The sequence below is a fragment of the Chitinophaga sp. ARDCPP14 genome (assembly GCF_051362515.1).
Lineage (GTDB): Bacteria > Bacteroidota > Bacteroidia > Chitinophagales > Chitinophagaceae > Chitinophaga.
The window spans coordinates 1-16,220 of sequence record NZ_JBKIXB010000012.1 but is presented as its reverse complement, the minus strand read 5'-3'; the positions used below and the strand labels follow the sequence as shown (position 1 = coordinate 16,220).

The window sequence follows — 16,220 nt, the reverse complement described above, 5'->3', positions numbered from 1 at the left end:
TGATGAGATGTCTTTCTTTTTTGATCTTTGAACCCCGACAAATAAAATTACTATTTTATGAATACTGCTACGTTAGTTAAATCGCTGAAGGACATGTTGCTTAAACCCAATGCACACGTCACTTTCAGCGATTCGGTAAAAAAGCTGCCAGCTGATCTGAGGGGGGTGGTACCTGCCGGTATGCCTTACAGCATCTGGCAATTGGTGGAGCATATCAGGATTACGCAATATGATATCCTCGATTTCTCCAGGAACCCGGACTATAAGGAAATTGAGTGGCCAAAGGCCTACTGGCCGGAGGAAACTGCTCCGAAGGACGATGCCGCATGGAAGCACAGCGTGGAGCAGGTGGATAAGGACCTGCATGCCTTTATTGACCTGCTGGAACAGAGCGATGATCTGTTTGCGCCTTTTCCGCATGGCACCGGGCAGCACTTATTCCGGGAAGCCGTATTGTTGCTGGATCACACCAGTTATCACACCGGTGAGATTGTAGCTGTCAGAAGAATGCTGAATGCCTGGCATTAAATACATTTCCATAAACAATCGGTGAACCAGTGTTTGCGGTCGAAGAACCGGGCCACCGGCCTGAAGCCTGCATAGGCGGCCAGCTGGTCTGTTTCTTCCAGGCTGTACTTCTGTGAGATCTCCATATAAATGGATTCATTTTCTGCAAAATTTACGGTCGTATCCTCCCCGATGTGCACCTGTTGGTTTTCCAGGCTGATGAGATAACTTTTGCAGGCGCCGGTAACCGGATCGTAGGTAGGGAAGTGTTCAAATTTTGAGGTGTCAAAATCTGCATACAGTTCCCTGTTGATACGGTGTAAGAGGTTGAAGTTAAACGCGCGGGTGATGCCGGCGGAGTCGTTATATGCATTCAGGATTACCTGCGGATGTTTTTTGAGATCGAAGCCTGTCAGCAGCAGATCGCCGGGCTGCATATATTGCCGCAGCTGCTGGCAGAAGCTACGGGCGGCGCTCACGCTGAAGTTGCCGATGTTGGCGCCCATGAAAAGCAATACTTTCTTTTTGGCGGTCACCTTATTGGCCTGCTGCAGCATATGGAAATATTCCCCGTTTAAGCCATGCAATTGCAGGCCGGGTACCTGCGCGGGCAGGTTCTTTTCCAGTTGCGTGATCACGTTGGCGGAAATGTCGATGGGGAAATACGTATAATCGACGCCGTTATTGATCAGCTGTTGCAGCAAGTGAACGGATTTGGTAGCGTCGCCTGCACCCAGTTCCACCACATCAAAATCGCCGGCGTATAACTGTAACGCCTGTACTATTTGCGCAGACTGTTCGCGGAGAATTTCCATTTCGCATCCGGTCAGGTAATATTCATGGCACTGCATGATCTGCTGAAAGAGGGCATCTCCTGCCGCATCATAGAAATATTTCGGGTCCAGGTATTTCTGGGGTGCAGTGAGGCCCTGCACCACGTCGTGATAAAATATATCGGTGGCCGGTTTGCGCTTGCATGGCGCAAGTACATTAGGAATTACAGTCATAATTATTTTTTGATGTTCTGAACTTGGATTCACGGAAAGCAGCGAAGCTATTTTCCGGAGATCCGGATCATTTCACAACGTTGTCTCAATCATCCTGCCAATCTTATCCCGGTAAATTGCCATCTCAGTGAAGGATGGAAAAAATTACGGTAAGTGATACGGCTATGGTTGGGCGAAGTTACTTCAGAGCCACCACGCAGTACCATCTGATTGATCATGAATTTTCCATTATATTCACCGATGGCGCCGGGCGCCTTTGCAAAGCCGGGGTAGGGGAGATAAGCGCTTTCGCACCATTCCCACCGTTGGCCCCATGCCAGTTGCGGTGCGGCTACTTCCCACTCAAACTCTGTTGGTAGCCGTTGTCCTTTCCAGGCGGCATATGCAGCCGCTTCGTAGTAGCTGATATGCGTAACAGGTGCATCCGGCATGATTGGCTGAAGCCCCTGCCAGGTATAATGCATCCATTTCCCGTCGATGTTGTACCAATACATCGGGGTGGTTACCTGGTTATTTTTTACCCAGTCCCATCCTTCCGCGTGCCAGTAGCGGAAATCCTGGTAGCCACCGGCCTGGATAAAGTCCAGGTATTCCGTGTTGGTGACCAGCGTGGTACTGATTTTATAATCCTGCAAATATACGGTATGCCTGCCCAGTTCATTATCAAAACAGAATCCGTCCCCTGCAAAGCCGATATCATATACGCCGGCACGTATATTTAACCAGGTATCGCCGGGATTGTTCACTATGGGTATATCTTTATGATGAATATCGTAGGCAGGGAACAGGGGATTATGCCCGAGGATATATTTAATATCCGTGTACAGTAATTCCTGGTGCTGCTCCTCGTGGTTCAGTCCGAGAATAAACAGCTCCTGCAGCTCCGGGGACAGTTCTTCTTTCAAAAAATCTGTCATGGCTTCATCCACATACTTCCGGTAGCGCATGATATCTTCCACTGCCGGGCGGCTCAGGTTACCGCGATTGGTGCGGATCACCCGTGCGCCAACGGATTCATAGTAGCTGTTGAAAACATAATTATATTGAGGATCAAAAACCGTGTAACCTTTAGCGTTAGGAAGCAGGATAAATGTTTCAAAAAACCAGGTGGTGTGGCCCAGGTGCCATTTAGGCGGACTTACATCCACAATAGGTTGCACTACATAGTCTTCCGTTTTTAGCGGGGCGCAAATTTTTTCGCTTCTCCGCCGTACTGTTTCATATTGTTCTTTCAGTAACATAATTACAGGTGCTTACTGTTGATTCACATATTTTGTAAAATCAGAAATGCTGCGGATGTGCCGTTCTTTTGCTGCGGCTCTCTGCATCATTAATGCGTAGGTATTATTAAATCCGATGGGTTGCAGCCATTTGATACGATATTGTTTTTCAAATGCTGCGCTTACATAGTCGTAAACTTTCTGGCTGTCGCCGATAATGCTGTCTGTGACCTGTTGCGGCGCCTGGAGTAATACGAGCAAACCGGTGCCGGTGTATTCCGGGTACATATCTATCTGGTCGTTTACCAATGCGTCGAACACAATCTTTGTACCGCCGAGTCCTGTTTTGGTGACTGCAGCAAGACCGGTATGACCTTCGATCAGCATCTTGTACATGGCGGCGAGGATATAACCGTCGCCAAAAATTTTCGAGCCGATGCGGATAGTGCCTTTAGCGCCGTTGCCGGCTGGTTTCCAGAGTTGCCTGGCAACAAGAAAATCCTTTGCCACCTTTTCCGGATTTTGTTTAAGATAGTCCACCCGGTAGTTCAATTCCGTCATGATACTATCATTAATTGTACCAACCAGCAGGTTGAGTGCCGGTTCCAGTTCCGGGTATTGTTGCAGGGTTTCTTCCCGTACAATAGGGGCTGCATAATAGGGCGGAAAAATATGTTTATCATCTTCCAGTACAACCAGGTCAAAAGCCTTTACCCTGCCGTCTGTGCTGCTTCCGCTTATAACGTCCAGCTTTTTTTCGTAGGCGGCTTTATACATGATCATGTCGCTGATGACGAGGGTACGGATATGCAGGCCGTATACGGATTTTAGCCCGAGGTTACCGTCTTTTCTGCCCATAAATTCGGGGGTGAATCCGGCCAGCATTTTACCGCTGTAGGTATCGGGCAAAAGATAGAAAGAGGAGAGAAGCAGGAAGATAAAAGGCAGTGCGTATAATGTTTTACGGGCTTTCCGGATATTGATGTGCTGGAGCAGCGACAGGAGCCAGTCGAACAGCAATGCCAGTAAAGCTGCGGGTATGGCTCCCGCCAGCATCATATTGGTGTTGTTGAGTGCGATGCCGCCGAAGATAAATTCCCCGAGTCCGCCTGCGGCGATGTAGGCAGCCAGGGTGGCTACGCCTACATTGATCACTGTTGCGGTGCGGATACCGGCCAGTATAACGGGCATGGCCAGTGGCAATTGTACTTTCATCAGCATTTGCCTGCGGCTCATTCCCATACCGGTAGCTGCTTCTGTTACATTGGGATCTACGCCGCTGATACCGGTGTAGGTATTACGGATAATGGGAAGCAGTGCATAAAGAAACAGGGCTACTATAGCGGGTTTGGGGCCAATGCCCAGCAGCGGGATCATGAACCCCAGCAGGGCGATGCTTGGAATGGTTTGCATTACGCCGGCGAAGCCCAGCACAGGTGCTGCCAGTCTTTTTTTACGGGTGATGAAAATGCCGGCGGGTACGCCTATGGCTACGGCCAGCAGCACAGATATAAAGGTAAGCCCGGTGTGCGTGAGGGTTTGCTCCAGCAGTTTACCGGATTGTTGTTGTACAAATTCAAATAAGGTTTCGGTTGCTTCCATGCCGTTGCGTTAATTTTTGTAGGCAGCTATTGCCGCCATAAGTCCATTCCCGTCAATTATTTTTTGTTCCTGTTCGTATGTTACGGCTACCGGCTGTTGCGTAATGGCTTCCAGGGCGTCCCAGCAGGTGCTGGAGGCGGTTAATTGCCCGTTTGCAGCAGCAGTGGAAGATGGCAACCATTGCCACAGGTCTTTTATCTGCAGGGACTTCAGCTCCAGCTGCAGTCGCTGCGGATCGAGGAATGACCTTACAAAATCGTTGGCCGGATGGAAGATCAGTTCCGCAGGTGTGCCGAGTTGCTGGATACGTCCTTCGTTCATGAGACAGATCCGGTGGCCCAGTTCAAAGGCTTCCTCCACATCATGTGTTACCAGGATAATGGTTCTGTGGCTGATCTCATCGAGCGATTTAAATTCCTTCCGGACACTGATGCGTGTAAGCGGATCCAGTGCGCCAAAGGGTTCATCCATGAGGAGTACCGGCGGATCTGCCGCCAGTGCGCGGGCCAGGCCAACACGTTGTTGTTGTCCGCCACTGAGCTGCTGCGGATATACTTCCGCGTAGGTGGCGGCAGGTAAACGGAGTTTATCCATCAGCGTGGTGGTGCGATCGTGAATACGTTTTTTATCCCACTTCAGCAGGGAGGGTACGAGGCCGATGTTGTCGCTCACGGTGTAATGCGGGAACAACCCGGTGTTCTGTAATACATAGCCGATGTTACGCCGGAGTATTTCAGGAGACAGCTCCTGTATTTCTTTCCCGTTAATAAATATCTGGCCGCTGTCGGCTTCCAGTAAGCGGTTGATCATGCGGAGGGTAGTGGTTTTGCCGCAGCCGCTGGTGCCCAGCAGTACCAGTGTTTCCCCTTCCTTTACTTCAAAGGAAATATCATCGACTGCTTTCTTTCCAGGACCAAAATATTTGGAAACATTCGACAGTTTGATCATTCGGTATATATCAGATTGTGGAAAAAATTGCTCATTATGGAGCAGGTTTCTCCAGGGTCATAAAGAGATTGTTTAATGATTCTGCATAGAGCGGATGGGCAAACACCATTTCACGTATCTGCGTGGCAGTGACACCGCCCAGCATGGCCATCTGCAGGATGGACATGATTTCGCCGCCTTCGGTGCCTATTACAGCGGCTCCCAGGATTTTACCGGTGTGTTCATGTACCAGTGCTTTCATAAAACCTCTTGTTTGCCCCGTTTCTATGGCCCTGGCAACTTTGTCCATACTCAGGCATGCTGTTTTAAACGGGATACCTTCTTTCCGCGCTTCATTTTCAGTGATGCCGATACGTCCCAGTTGCGGGTCGGTGAACATACAGTAAGGTATCTGCCGGTCTTTTATACTGATGTTTGCATTTTCAAAAATGTTCTTATAAATAATGAGATGATCGTTGTAGGAGATATGTGTAAATGCAGGGCCTCCCTTTACATCGCCGAGGGCATAGATGCCCGGTTGGGAAGTTTCCAGGCGGTCGTTTACCTGTATAAACCCTTTTTCATCTGTAAGTACATTTGTTTGTTGGAGCTGCAGTGCCGCGGTTTGTGGCGTGCGCCCGGTTGCAATCAGTATATGCGTGCCCGTTATAGTATCTTTATCATTACCGGTGGTAATGTCTATGCTGATCCTTTTCCCATTGAGGGATACGTGCGTTACCTGTGTACCGGTATGGATCTGCATGTTTTCCGATTCCAGCATTTTTTTTATTACCGCCGCCACGTCGGCATCTTCTTTTGATACCAGTTGAGAAGCGGATTCTATTATAGTAACGTGACTGCCTAAACGCTGATAGAGTTGTCCCATTTCCAGGGCGATGTAGCTGCCGCCGAGAATGATCAGTTCTTTCGGAACCGTTACTTCATCGAGCAGGGTGGTGGAGGTAAGATAGGGTACCTCAGCCAGGCCCGGTATAGGGGGAATAAACGGCTTGGTGCCGGTATTGATGAAAATGTGATCGGCAGTTAGTATATCTTCTTCTCCTTTGTAGCCGGTCACCGTAATTGTTTTATGCCCGGTGAAGGCGGCTGTTCCCATGAAGATGTTTACATTATCTGATTGTAATCCTTTGGCTGTTCCTCCGCGGAATTCCGTTACGATATTGTTTTTCCGCGCTACAATAAACGGCAGATCCACCATGAATCCGTGGCTGTGAATGCCCCAGTCTTTACTATGAAAAACGGTATGTGCTACTTTTGCGCAGGCGATCATTGCTTTGGTAGGTGTGCAGCCATCGTTGATGCAGGTGCCACCGAGATAGCGTTGTTCAATGAGCGCGGTTTTCCAGCCTTTTTCTTCCATTTTTTTTGCCAGCGGATTTCCCCCCTGACCTGATCCGATTACTATGGCGTCAAATTTTTGCATACGGAAAGATTTAGGATGCGGGGCCAAAGATTATACCAACGAAAAGTAAGTAAATTTAGCGAATTAAAGCGGATGTTGTCTTTCTCGCTGATTACGTTGATTATACTGATTACTTTGATTTGATCACTTTGGATTTTAAAGGATTTGGGAGATAGAAGCGGAAAAGCGGAGTTTGTCTTTCTCGCTGATTACGCTGATTATACTGATTACCTGGATTTTATTTGGGGATTTTAAAGGATTTCGGGAGATAGAAGCGGAATATATCGCTTATATCTCCCCAAAATCCTTTAAAATCCAAAGTGATCAAATCAAAGTAATCAGTATAATCAGCGTAATCAGCGAGAAAGACAAAATCCGCGTAATAATTCTTTATCTTTGCGGCTTCTGCAAAAAGATATAGATTTTGGTAAAGATTGATAACATAACGCTTCCTGATTTTCCTTTGCTGCTGGCTCCTATGGAGGATGTGAGTGATCCTCCTTTCCGGGCGGTGTGCAAGGATGCGGGCGCTGACCTGATGTACACGGAATTTATTTCCAGTGAAGGGTTGATCCGTGATGCTATGAAGTGCAGGAAGAAGCTCGATATTTTTGAATATGAACGCCCGGTGGGGATACAGATCTTTGGCGGGGATGAGGATAGCCTGGCGATGGCTGCCAGGATCGTGGATGTTACCAACCCGGATCTGCTGGATATCAATTTTGGGTGTCCGGTGAAGAAGGTAGCCGGAAGAGGCGCCGGCGCCGGTGTACTAAAGGACCTGGACCTGATGGTACGGCTCACTGAAGCCTGCGTAAAGGCCACTAAGCTGCCTGTTACGGTGAAAACCCGGCTGGGATGGGACGACGACTCAAAGAATATTGAAGAGGTAGCAGAGCGGCTGCAGGACGTGGGCATCAAAGCCCTGGCTATCCACGGCCGTACCCGTTGCCAGATGTATAAGGGCGAAGCCGACTGGACCCTCATCGGTAAAGTAAAAAATAACCCCCGTATACATATTCCTATTTTTGGTAATGGAGATATTAATAGCCCGCAGAAAGCGCTGGAATATAAAAACCGTTACGGCGTAGATGGTATTATGATCGGCCGTGCAGTAATTGGCTATCCATGGTTGTTCCGGGAGATCAAACATTATGTGAATACCGGCGAGATTATGGCTGGCCCCACCCTGGAAGAACGTATTGCCGTAAGTAAGAAACACCTCCGCCTGTCGGTGGAATGGAAAGGCCCTGTGCAGGGAATCAACGAAATGCGCGGCTGCTACGCCAATTACCTGAAAGGGTTACCTGATATCAAACAGTTCCGCACCCGGCTGGTGACCATGAAAACCGTGGAAGAAGTGGAAGCCGTATTAGATGAGATTGAAGCCTATTATAAAGGCATTGAACTGGCCAACACGCCGATTGAATTAATTGATTATCACCAGAAGTGTCCGTTATAGACCGAAAATTTTATGATATAATAAAACTAATTATGCGTTTGTTTTGTTATATCATAAAATTTATCAGATGTCCAGATTTTTCCCGTTTGCCACTGCGCTTGTTCTTAGCACCATAGGCCTCTTTTCCTGCCACACATCTCCCGAAGAAAAAATTACCGCCGACAGCACCGCTGCCGTTACCCCGGACGTTGGCCATATCCGCGACCTGGGATACCGGGAACAACAACAGATTGAAAAAGTGATTTATGGCTTCTGTGAGCATTTCGACAACGGTCACCTGGATAAATGTGTGGAGTTTATGGATGATAACATCCGCGGGGAAATTGATGGGGTAAAGCTAAAAGGAAAACAAAACTGGACCGCTAAAATGGATTCCCTGGTGCTGAGTATCCGGAATACGCATTACCAGTCGAGGCACCTTATCTCCAATATGCAGTTTTATCCCGGCACAAATGATACGGTGCGGGTAACGATGTATGCCAGTAACCTCTGGACAGACCTTACCACCGGGCAGATCCAGTTGATGTCGGTCGGTTATTATAAGGGCAAGGTGGTGAAGAAAGACGGCAAATGGTTTATCGCTGTGTTAAACTCCCTGCCAGATAGCCGGCTGGTAAAGAAATTTTACCAGGATGTTCACAGCGATCGTGAGGTGTTGCAATAGGAAATGGTTTTCTCGCATAAAATAATGGTGAAGGATTGTCCTTCACCATTTTCATTTATTTCACCAGCAGATGGCTGGTAATATTACCAGGAACGGTCTGGTAGCTGTCGAATGTCAGCGATGCCGCGGCCCTTCCCGAAGAGAGTGTACGCAGTACCGTTATATAACCGAATAATTCGGACAACGGCACCATAGCGGTGATGGTTTGCACGGCTCCATTCATCTCCATTTGTTTGATCACACCGCGGCGTCTGTTCAGATCGCCTGTGAGGGTACCGGTAAATTCTTCCGGCATGGTTACTTCTACTTTCATCCAGGGTTCCAACAAGCGGGGAACTGCTTTGGCAGCTACGCTTTTGAAACCGGTGATGGCTGCATGTTCAAAATCCAGGGCGTGGGAGTCGTTGTTATGGATGGAACCATCCAGCAATCGCACGCGCATGGACTTCACCGGGTAGCCCGCCAGGGCGCCATTGTTCATGGCGGACTCGAACCCTTTACTGATCGCAGGAATGAATTCTTTTGGAATAGCACCGCCTTTGATTTCGTTGATAAATTCCAGCCCGGTTGCCTGTTCATCGCCGGGTGATAGTTCAAACTGGATGTCCGCAAAGTTGCCGGAGCCACCATTTTGTTTCTTATACACTTCACGATGGGTAATGGCCTGCGTAAATATTTCTTTATACGCAATCTGCGGTTGTCCTTTGTTGATGTCGAGATGATATTGCGTTGCCAGCTTTTCCAGCACTACTTCCAGGTGAAGTTCGCCCATGCCTTTCAAAATCGTTTGGCCGGTAGCGTTATCCACTGTTACGGTGAGCGTAGGATCTTCTTCCAGCAACCTGTTTAAGGCATCGCCGAGTTTGTCGTTGTCCTTGGCAGATTTCGCCTCAATCGCATAGCCGATCATGGGTTCCGGGAAGCTGATTTTTTCCAGCAATACCGGGTGATCCGGATGCGAAAGGGAGTCGCCTGTTTTTACATCTTTCAGTCCTACTACCGCACCGATATCGCCGGCGCCTATTTCTTCCACTGTTTCATATTTATCGGACATGATACGCATGAGGCGGCTGATCCTGACCTTGCGGCCGGTGCGACTGTTCCAGAGTGTATCGCCACTGTGTAATACGCCTGCATATACCCGCACTAACGTTAACTTCCCTACGTAATCGTCTGTTATGATCTTAAACGCAAGGGCAGCGAGCGGCGTGTTTTCACTAACCGGGATCATCACCGTTGCTTCCGTTTCTGGATCGGCGGCTTTTACATCGCCGATGTCTGACGGAGCAGGGAGGTAGGTAGCCACTGCATCGAGCAGGGGTTGTATACCTTTGTTTTTATAAGCGGCACCGGCCAATACGGGTACCGCTTCCAGGCGGATGGTAGCGCCGCGCAGTGCGGCGTAAATATCTTCCGGAAGGATACTGTTGGGAACAGTGGTATATTTATTCAGTAAAGATTCATCCAGCAGGGATAATTCTTCCAGTAAATAATTACGTGCTTCCAGCGCTTCGTTCAGCAGGGCCGACGGGATATCCAGCGTTTCATATGTTTTACCGTCTGCGGTGTTCCATACGAGCGCTTTCATGGTGATAAGGTCTATTACCCCGGAGAAGTCATCTTCCGCACCAATGGGTAGCTGTACGGGCAGCGCATTGGCGTTTAGCCGTTGGCGTATATCGCTTACTACGCGCCGGAAATCGGCGCCCTGCCTGTCCATTTTATTGATGAACGCAATGCGGGGAATATTATAATGATTCGCCTGATGCCATACTGTTTCCGACTGTGGCTGCACACCGGAGCGGGCGCAGAACACGGCTACGGCGCCATCCAGCACCCGTAAGGACCGTTCCACTTCAGCGGTGAAGTCGACGTGGCCGGGCGTATCAATAATATTGATCTGCCAGGTATGATCCTGGTATTGCCAATAGGTGGTGATCGCTGCGGAAGAAATGGTAATACCTCTCTTTTCTTCCTGTGGATCACTATCCATCACAGTGTTGCCTTCGTCTACGTTGCCAAGTTTATGTGTGAAGCCGGTGAAGTAAAGCATGCGTTCAGTGAGCGTTGTTTTACCTGCATCGACATGTGCCATGATACCTATATTTCTAAAATCCGCTAAGCGTTTCATATATTCTTATTTAAAAAGGAATTAAAAAAGGCCGTTCATCTGGTAATGAGCGGCCTTTGCTTTATGCAACAGGAAGTCTGCATTACCGGACCAGCCGCGTAAATGACATTGATGCTTTAATAATAAATTTCCTGTTGGTGTTCATGTTGAATTATTCTTTGCTAAAGAAACTGTTGAAGATATTGGGGGAAGCAAATAAAAAAGCCTCTTCGGATGAAGAGGCCCTTGAAAAAGATTTCAGGAGTTATATATTAACCTCTCATATCCGGGATGGATTTGCCTCCCCGTCTTGAATTAAGACAATGCGGGTACTTGCAATTACCGCTCTGATAACGGTAGTTGCGTAACTGCATGCCTGATATGTGAGATAGTTGTTCATATACTTTTAAAATTGCACCGCAAAGATAGGTGGTTTTTATTGAAAAAACTAATCTGAGGGAAGAGCGCCAGCAGGTCCTTTTTCTCTTAATTGTACAAAAATATCTCTCATATATACTGGTGGCCCGATGTTGTTTCGTCGTAATTTTGCCTCACCGGCTTCCCGGCATTTAACCAGTAAAATAAAATCTTCATTATATGAATATTACAGACATTAACGGTACGGTACAATTATCGAATGGCGTACAGATGCCTTATTTCGGATTGGGTGTTTTTAAAACAAAGGAAGGACAGGAAGTGATCGATTCAGTGACTTATGCACTGGATGCCGGCTACCGGCATATAGATACTGCTGCTATTTATGGTAATGAAGAAGGAGTGGGTATTGCCATTGAAAAAAATGCCACCGATAGAAAGGATATCTTCCTGACCACAAAAGTATGGAATGCGGATCAGGGCTACGACAGTACCCTGAAAGCATTTGATACCTCCCTTGGAAAACTGAAAACAGACTATCTTGATCTGTACCTGATACACTGGCCGGTGAAAGGTAAGTATAAGGAAACCTGGCGTGCACTGGAAAAGCTATATGCAGATGGCCGCGTAAAAGCCATTGGCGTCAGTAATTTCCTGCAACACCAACTGGAAGATCTCTTCCAAAGCGCAAAGGTAATACCTATGGTAGACCAGCTGGAATTTCATCCTTACCTGGTACAGCCGTCCCTGCTGGATTTCTGTCAGAAAAACAACGTGCAGTTTGAAGCCTGGAGCCCATTGATGCAGGGTAAAGCATTTGACGTGCCATTGCTGAAAGAACTCGCGGAGAAATATAAAGTGTCGGTAGCACAATTGGTATTAAGATGGGACCTGCAAAAGGATGTGGTAACCATTCCTAAAAGCATCCGCCAGGACAGGGTGATTTCCAACGCGCAGCTGTTCAATTTCGAGATCAGTAAAGAAGATGTGCTGAAGATTGATGCACTGGACCGTGGCGAAAGGGTAGGACCGGACCCGGATAATTTCAATTTCTAACGCGGAAATTGTCCTGGCTCAGGATTACGCTGATTATACTGATTACCTGGATTTTTACTTTTGGATTTTATAAAGGATTAAGGGAGATAGAAGCGGATATATTCGCTGTTATCTCCCTTAGTTATATCTTAAAAAAATCAAAAAAATCCAAAAGTAAAAATCCAGGTAATCAGTATAATCAGCGTAATCCTGAGCCAAGACAAAACTCGCTCTAAGCCCCGGCCAGCGCGGCAAATAATTTGTCGATATCGGCTTTGTTGTTGTAGAAGTTAAGGGCTACCGTCAGGATGTTATTTTTATATCGCGCCTGGATATTATTCTTTTCAACTTTTTCATTTTGCGCCGGCGTAATTTCCAGCAGTTGTATGGCAGAAAGGTGTTCCGGCGGATAGTCAGACAGCAGCCGGATACCGTGTGCCGAAGCCTGTTGCGCCAGGTAGGTAATTAACTCTCCGACATACGCCTCTATATCACTAATGCCTATACGATGAAGGCATTTTAGTGCTTCTCCCAATAGTAATATATTTACAAACGGCGGCGTGCCGGGTTCAAATGCGGTGGCGGTTTTTTTAGGAGTGAAGTTCGTGTAGTCCTTTACCGACTGGAAATCTGCTATTTCATACTCTACATTATACCAGCTCATCACCTGCGGCGGGTATTGATCCAGTATTTTCCGTGATACATACATAGCGCCGGTGCCATAGCCGGCAGTTACCCATTTGTACGCGTGAAAGATGAGGATATCGATATTACATTCCTGTACATCAATATCGTTTACGCCGAATGATTGCGTGGCGTCTACAATGTGGATCAGCTGATGCTGTTTGCATAGTTCGCCGATGGCTTTCAGGTGTTGACGGAAGCCGGTTCTGAACATCACGTGGCTGGTGATGAGGATACGGGTGTCCGGTGTGATTTTAGCCGCAATATCTGCTATGGAGATCTGGTTACGGTCATCACTGTCTACTAAATGAACGGTATGACCGTTATGCATCCAGCCCACAAAGCTGCTGGGAAATTCATCCCGCATGGTGATGATTTCATAGTGTTTTGGAAACATCCCGTACAGGAGGATCATGGCCTGTGAGGTACTGGTGATGAAAGCAATTTCACTGGCCTTTGCGCGGATCATTTCACCGATGAGGCCTTTGGCTTCGTCGGCCTGGTGATCCCAGCCGGGCATTACCCCGCGGCCTTTTTCACTGAGTTCCGTGAAAAGCGCTGTCGCCTTTTGTACAAAGGGGGTACTTACCGGGCCGCCGCCGTTGGTAAAAAAATAAGTACAGTTATCGCATACCGGGTAATCGGCCCTGATATTCTCCCATTTAGTCATACTATTTTATTAATTTCTTCACGATAATAAACAAAATAAACCATTGGTGGCGTGGCGGCATGCGATTATGTTTTTTATATGATAACTTGCGCAGAGGTGGATCATCTTATAGAAAAAAATCAGGTTTAGCATGTGGAGAAAACAGTTTTTCATTTTTGGTTCTTTACTTTTATTTACATCAAACGCAGTTGCACAGCAGCCGGCATTGTTCAAACGGGCGGATGCGCCGTTGAATGACCGGGTGAACGACCTGCTGCATACCCTTACCTTGTCTGAAAAGATATCGTTGCTGGGATATAACAGCCCGGCGATAGACCGGTTGCAAATCCCCGCGTATAACTGGTGGAATGAGGCGTTGCACGGTATTGCCAGGGGTGGAGAAGCTACCGTATTTCCGCAGGCGATAGGGTTGTCGGCTACCTTTAATGCGCCACTGGCAAAGGAAGTAGCCAGTACCATTTCTACAGAAGCCCGTGCTAAGTATAACCTGGCCGTGCAGCAACACCGGCATGTGCAATATATGGGGCTTAATTTCTGGACGCCTAACATCAATATCTTCCGTGATCCCCGCTGGGGCCGCGGTCAGGAAACATATGGAGAAGATCCTTATCTCACTGCTACCATGGCGGGCGCCTTTGTGCAGGGATTACAGGGAGATGTGCCCGGCATGCTGAAAACGGCGGCCTGTGCCAAACATTTCGCCGTTCATAGCGGACCGGAAGCCGACCGGCATAGCTTTAATGCCATCATCGACGAAAAAGACCTGCGGGAAACCTATCTCTATGCGTTTAAAAAACTGGTGGACGGCAAAGTAGAATCGATCATGTGCGCTTATAACCGCGTAAATAACGAGCCTTGCTGCACCGGTAATACGTTGTTACAGGATATCCTGCGGCATGAATGGAAATTTGGCGGACAGGTTGTTACCGATTGCTGGGCACTGGACGATATCTGGCTGCGTCATAAAGCCATTCCCACCCGCGAGGAAGTGGCGGCAGCCGCCGTGAAAGCAGGCGTAAATCTCGATTGCGCCAATATTTTACAGGACGATGTGATGAAAGCCATTGATAAGGGCTGGTTAACCAGCGCGAATGTAGACAGTGCCCTGAGTGCCACACTGCGTACGCGCATAAAGCTGGGATTACTGGATGCGCCCGCGGAAAGTCCTTATAACGGATATGGCGCAGATAGTGTAAATAACGGCTATCACGCCCAACTGGCCCGTGAAGCGGCCAGGGAAAGCATGGTATTGCTTAAAAATGACGGTGTATTACCCTTAAGTCCGGATAAATATGCTTCCATGCTGGTGACCGGCTCCAATTCCGCATCATTGGAAGCACTGATGGGCAACTATCATGGTGTATCGGGTAACATGGTCACTTTTGCCGCTGGCCTGGCCAGGGCTGCAGGTCCGGGTATGGCCATGCAATACGACCAGGGATGCGACTTTACAGATACCCTGCATTTTGGTGGTATCTGGGCTTCGCAGAACTGCGATGTAACGGTAGCGGTGATCGGCTTAACGCCTCTGCTGGAAGGAGAAGAAGGTGACGCTTTCCTGTCCTCGTCCGGCGGCGATAAAAATACGCTGAGCCTGCCCCGCTCCCAGATTCTGTTCATGAAAAAATTAAGGGAAGCGCATAAGAAGCCCATCATTGCGGTAATTACTGCCGGCAGTGCAGTAGACGTATCTGCCATTGCTCCCTATGCAGATGCAGTGATCCTGGCGTGGTACCCGGGAGAACAGGGTGGTAATGCCCTCGCAGATATCATCTTTGGAAAATATTCGCCCGCAGGGCGGTTGCCTGTTACATTTTATCAATCCCTGCAGGACTTGCCCGACTATAAGGACTACAGCATGAAGAACCGTACTTACCGTTATTTTAAAGGTAAATCAGCATATCCTTTTGGCTACGGCCTCAGCTATACGAAATTTGATTATGCCTGGCACGCAACGCCCGCAAAAGAATACCGCAGCAAAGACACTATCCGTGTATCCGTAGCCGTTAAAAATACCGGCGCCTTTGATGGCGACGAAGTAGTACAGGCCTACATCACCTATCCGGATATGGAACGCATGCCGGTGAAGGAATTGAAAGCATTTAAACGTGTTCGTGTAAACAAAGGCGGAGAAGAAATCGTAGAATTGGCACTGCCAGCAGCAGAGTTGCAGAAATGGGATTTGCAGCAACACGCGTGGAAGCTATACAAAGGCACGTATACGATCAATATAGGAAAGAGTTCAGACAACTTCGTGTTGTCGCAGCAGTTCCGCGTAAGATAACGCGGATGTTGTCTTGGCTCAGGATTACGCTGATTTTACTGATTACCTGGATTTTTACTTTTGGATTTTTTTTAGATTTCTTTGATTTTTTAATAATAATTAAGGGAGATAAAAGCGAAAATATGTACTGCTCCCCAAAGTTTAGACTTTTTTGATTAGGCGGCTTGAGTTCGATATTGTATTGGACTCAAGCCATTTAGTTTTAATTTGATTCTATCGTTATTATAATATTCTATATATTCTCGAATGT

13 protein-coding genes are annotated in these 16,220 nt (G+C 47.8%); 5 read left to right on the top strand and 8 right to left on the bottom strand.

Annotation, left to right across the window (positions count from 1 at the left end; all coding sequences use genetic code 11):
* Positions 1-57 precede the first annotated feature (57 nt).
* Positions 58-528, top strand: coding sequence for a DinB family protein (locus tag ACLHR0_RS26275; RefSeq protein WP_436490681.1), 471 nt, complete (start codon positions 58-60; stop codon positions 526-528).
* On the opposite strand, the gene egtD is transcribed toward ACLHR0_RS26275, so the two are convergent.
* The 5 genes from egtD to ACLHR0_RS26250 form a co-directional block, all read right to left on the bottom strand.
* Positions 525-1,514, bottom strand: coding sequence for an L-histidine N(alpha)-methyltransferase (gene egtD / locus ACLHR0_RS26270; RefSeq protein WP_436490679.1), 990 nt, complete (start codon positions 1,512-1,514; stop codon positions 525-527). The two genes, ACLHR0_RS26275 and egtD, sit on opposite strands and share 4 nt — an antisense overlap.
* Before the next feature lie 89 nt (positions 1,515-1,603).
* The gene (gene egtB, locus ACLHR0_RS26265) at positions 1,604-2,755 is read right to left on the bottom strand and encodes an ergothioneine biosynthesis protein EgtB (protein WP_429046750.1); all 1,152 of its coding nucleotides are present in this window, start codon (positions 2,753-2,755) and stop codon (positions 1,604-1,606) included.
* A 12-nt stretch (positions 2,756-2,767) separates the two neighbouring features.
* Entirely contained in the window at positions 2,768-4,336 is a 1,569-nt protein-coding gene (locus ACLHR0_RS26260) for an ABC transporter permease/substrate-binding protein (RefSeq protein WP_436490677.1), read from the bottom strand.
* A 9-nt stretch (positions 4,337-4,345) separates the two neighbouring features.
* A complete protein-coding gene (locus ACLHR0_RS26255) occupies positions 4,346-5,284 on the bottom strand; it encodes an ABC transporter ATP-binding protein (protein WP_436490675.1) in 939 nt (312 codons plus the stop codon).
* A 34-nt stretch (positions 5,285-5,318) separates the two neighbouring features.
* Complete coding sequence (locus ACLHR0_RS26250) at positions 5,319-6,707, bottom strand: mercuric reductase (protein ID WP_436490673.1); 1,389 nt, start codon at positions 6,705-6,707, stop codon at positions 5,319-5,321.
* A 403-nt stretch (positions 6,708-7,110) separates the two neighbouring features.
* On the opposite strand from ACLHR0_RS26250, the gene dusB reads away from it, so the two are divergent.
* Both dusB and ACLHR0_RS26240 read left to right on the top strand, forming a co-directional pair.
* Positions 7,111-8,148, top strand: a complete 1,038-nt coding sequence (gene dusB, locus ACLHR0_RS26245; protein WP_370911420.1) for a tRNA dihydrouridine synthase DusB — start codon at positions 7,111-7,113, stop codon at positions 8,146-8,148.
* Positions 8,149-8,215: 67 nt separating this feature from the next.
* Positions 8,216-8,812, top strand: a complete 597-nt coding sequence (locus ACLHR0_RS26240; RefSeq protein ID WP_436490671.1) for a nuclear transport factor 2 family protein — start codon at positions 8,216-8,218, stop codon at positions 8,810-8,812.
* A gap of 55 nt (positions 8,813-8,867) precedes the next feature.
* Here the strand turns inward: ACLHR0_RS26240 and fusA are convergent, their stop codons facing one another.
* Positions 8,868-10,943 carry an elongation factor G gene (fusA, locus tag ACLHR0_RS26235; RefSeq protein ID WP_436490669.1) on the bottom strand — a complete coding sequence of 692 codons (2,076 nt, stop codon included), beginning with the start codon at positions 10,941-10,943 and terminating at the stop codon, positions 8,868-8,870.
* Between the two features lie 576 nt (positions 10,944-11,519).
* Here fusA and ACLHR0_RS26230 point away from each other — a divergent pair.
* Complete coding sequence (locus ACLHR0_RS26230) at positions 11,520-12,353, top strand: aldo/keto reductase (RefSeq protein WP_436490668.1); 834 nt, start codon at positions 11,520-11,522, stop codon at positions 12,351-12,353.
* 211 nt (positions 12,354-12,564) lie between these two features.
* Here the strand turns inward: ACLHR0_RS26230 and ACLHR0_RS26225 are convergent, their stop codons facing one another.
* Positions 12,565-13,686 (bottom strand): aminotransferase class V-fold PLP-dependent enzyme, encoded by a 1,122-nt coding sequence (locus tag ACLHR0_RS26225; RefSeq protein WP_436490666.1) that lies wholly within the window; start codon positions 13,684-13,686, stop codon positions 12,565-12,567.
* Between the two features lie 130 nt (positions 13,687-13,816).
* Between ACLHR0_RS26225 and ACLHR0_RS26220 the strand changes: the two genes are divergently transcribed.
* Positions 13,817-15,970, top strand: a complete 2,154-nt coding sequence (locus ACLHR0_RS26220) for a glycoside hydrolase family 3 N-terminal domain-containing protein (RefSeq protein ID WP_436490664.1) — start codon at positions 13,817-13,819, stop codon at positions 15,968-15,970.
* 155 nt (positions 15,971-16,125) lie between these two features.
* On the opposite strand, the gene ACLHR0_RS26215 is transcribed toward ACLHR0_RS26220, so the two are convergent.
* Positions 16,126-16,220 (bottom strand): IS3 family transposase (locus ACLHR0_RS26215; protein WP_436490891.1); only part of this gene is annotated, 95 nt, incomplete at its 5' end.

Excerpts from the sequence above, each read along its gene's own strand:
- ACLHR0_RS26220 (WP_436490664.1), top strand. The coding sequence starts at position 13,817 with ATGTGGAGAAAACAGTTTTTCATTTTTGGTTCTTTACTTTTATTTACA.
- egtB (WP_429046750.1), bottom strand. The coding sequence starts at position 2,755 with ATGTTACTGAAAGAACAATATGAAACAGTACGGCGGAGAAGCGAAAAA.
- ACLHR0_RS26260 (WP_436490677.1), bottom strand. The coding sequence starts at position 4,336 with ATGGAAGCAACCGAAACCTTATTTGAATTTGTACAACAACAATCCGGT.
- ACLHR0_RS26250 (WP_436490673.1), bottom strand. The coding sequence starts at position 6,707 with ATGCAAAAATTTGACGCCATAGTAATCGGATCAGGTCAGGGGGGAAAT.
- ACLHR0_RS26240 (WP_436490671.1), top strand. The coding sequence starts at position 8,216 with ATGTCCAGATTTTTCCCGTTTGCCACTGCGCTTGTTCTTAGCACCATA.
- egtD (WP_436490679.1), bottom strand. The coding sequence starts at position 1,514 with ATGACTGTAATTCCTAATGTACTTGCGCCATGCAAGCGCAAACCGGCC.
- fusA (WP_436490669.1), bottom strand. The coding sequence starts at position 10,943 with ATGAAACGCTTAGCGGATTTTAGAAATATAGGTATCATGGCACATGTC.
- ACLHR0_RS26255 (WP_436490675.1), bottom strand. The coding sequence starts at position 5,284 with ATGATCAAACTGTCGAATGTTTCCAAATATTTTGGTCCTGGAAAGAAA.
- ACLHR0_RS26230 (WP_436490668.1), top strand. The coding sequence starts at position 11,520 with ATGAATATTACAGACATTAACGGTACGGTACAATTATCGAATGGCGTA.
- ACLHR0_RS26225 (WP_436490666.1), bottom strand. The coding sequence starts at position 13,686 with ATGACTAAATGGGAGAATATCAGGGCCGATTACCCGGTATGCGATAAC.
- ACLHR0_RS26275 (WP_436490681.1), top strand. The coding sequence starts at position 58 with ATGAATACTGCTACGTTAGTTAAATCGCTGAAGGACATGTTGCTTAAA.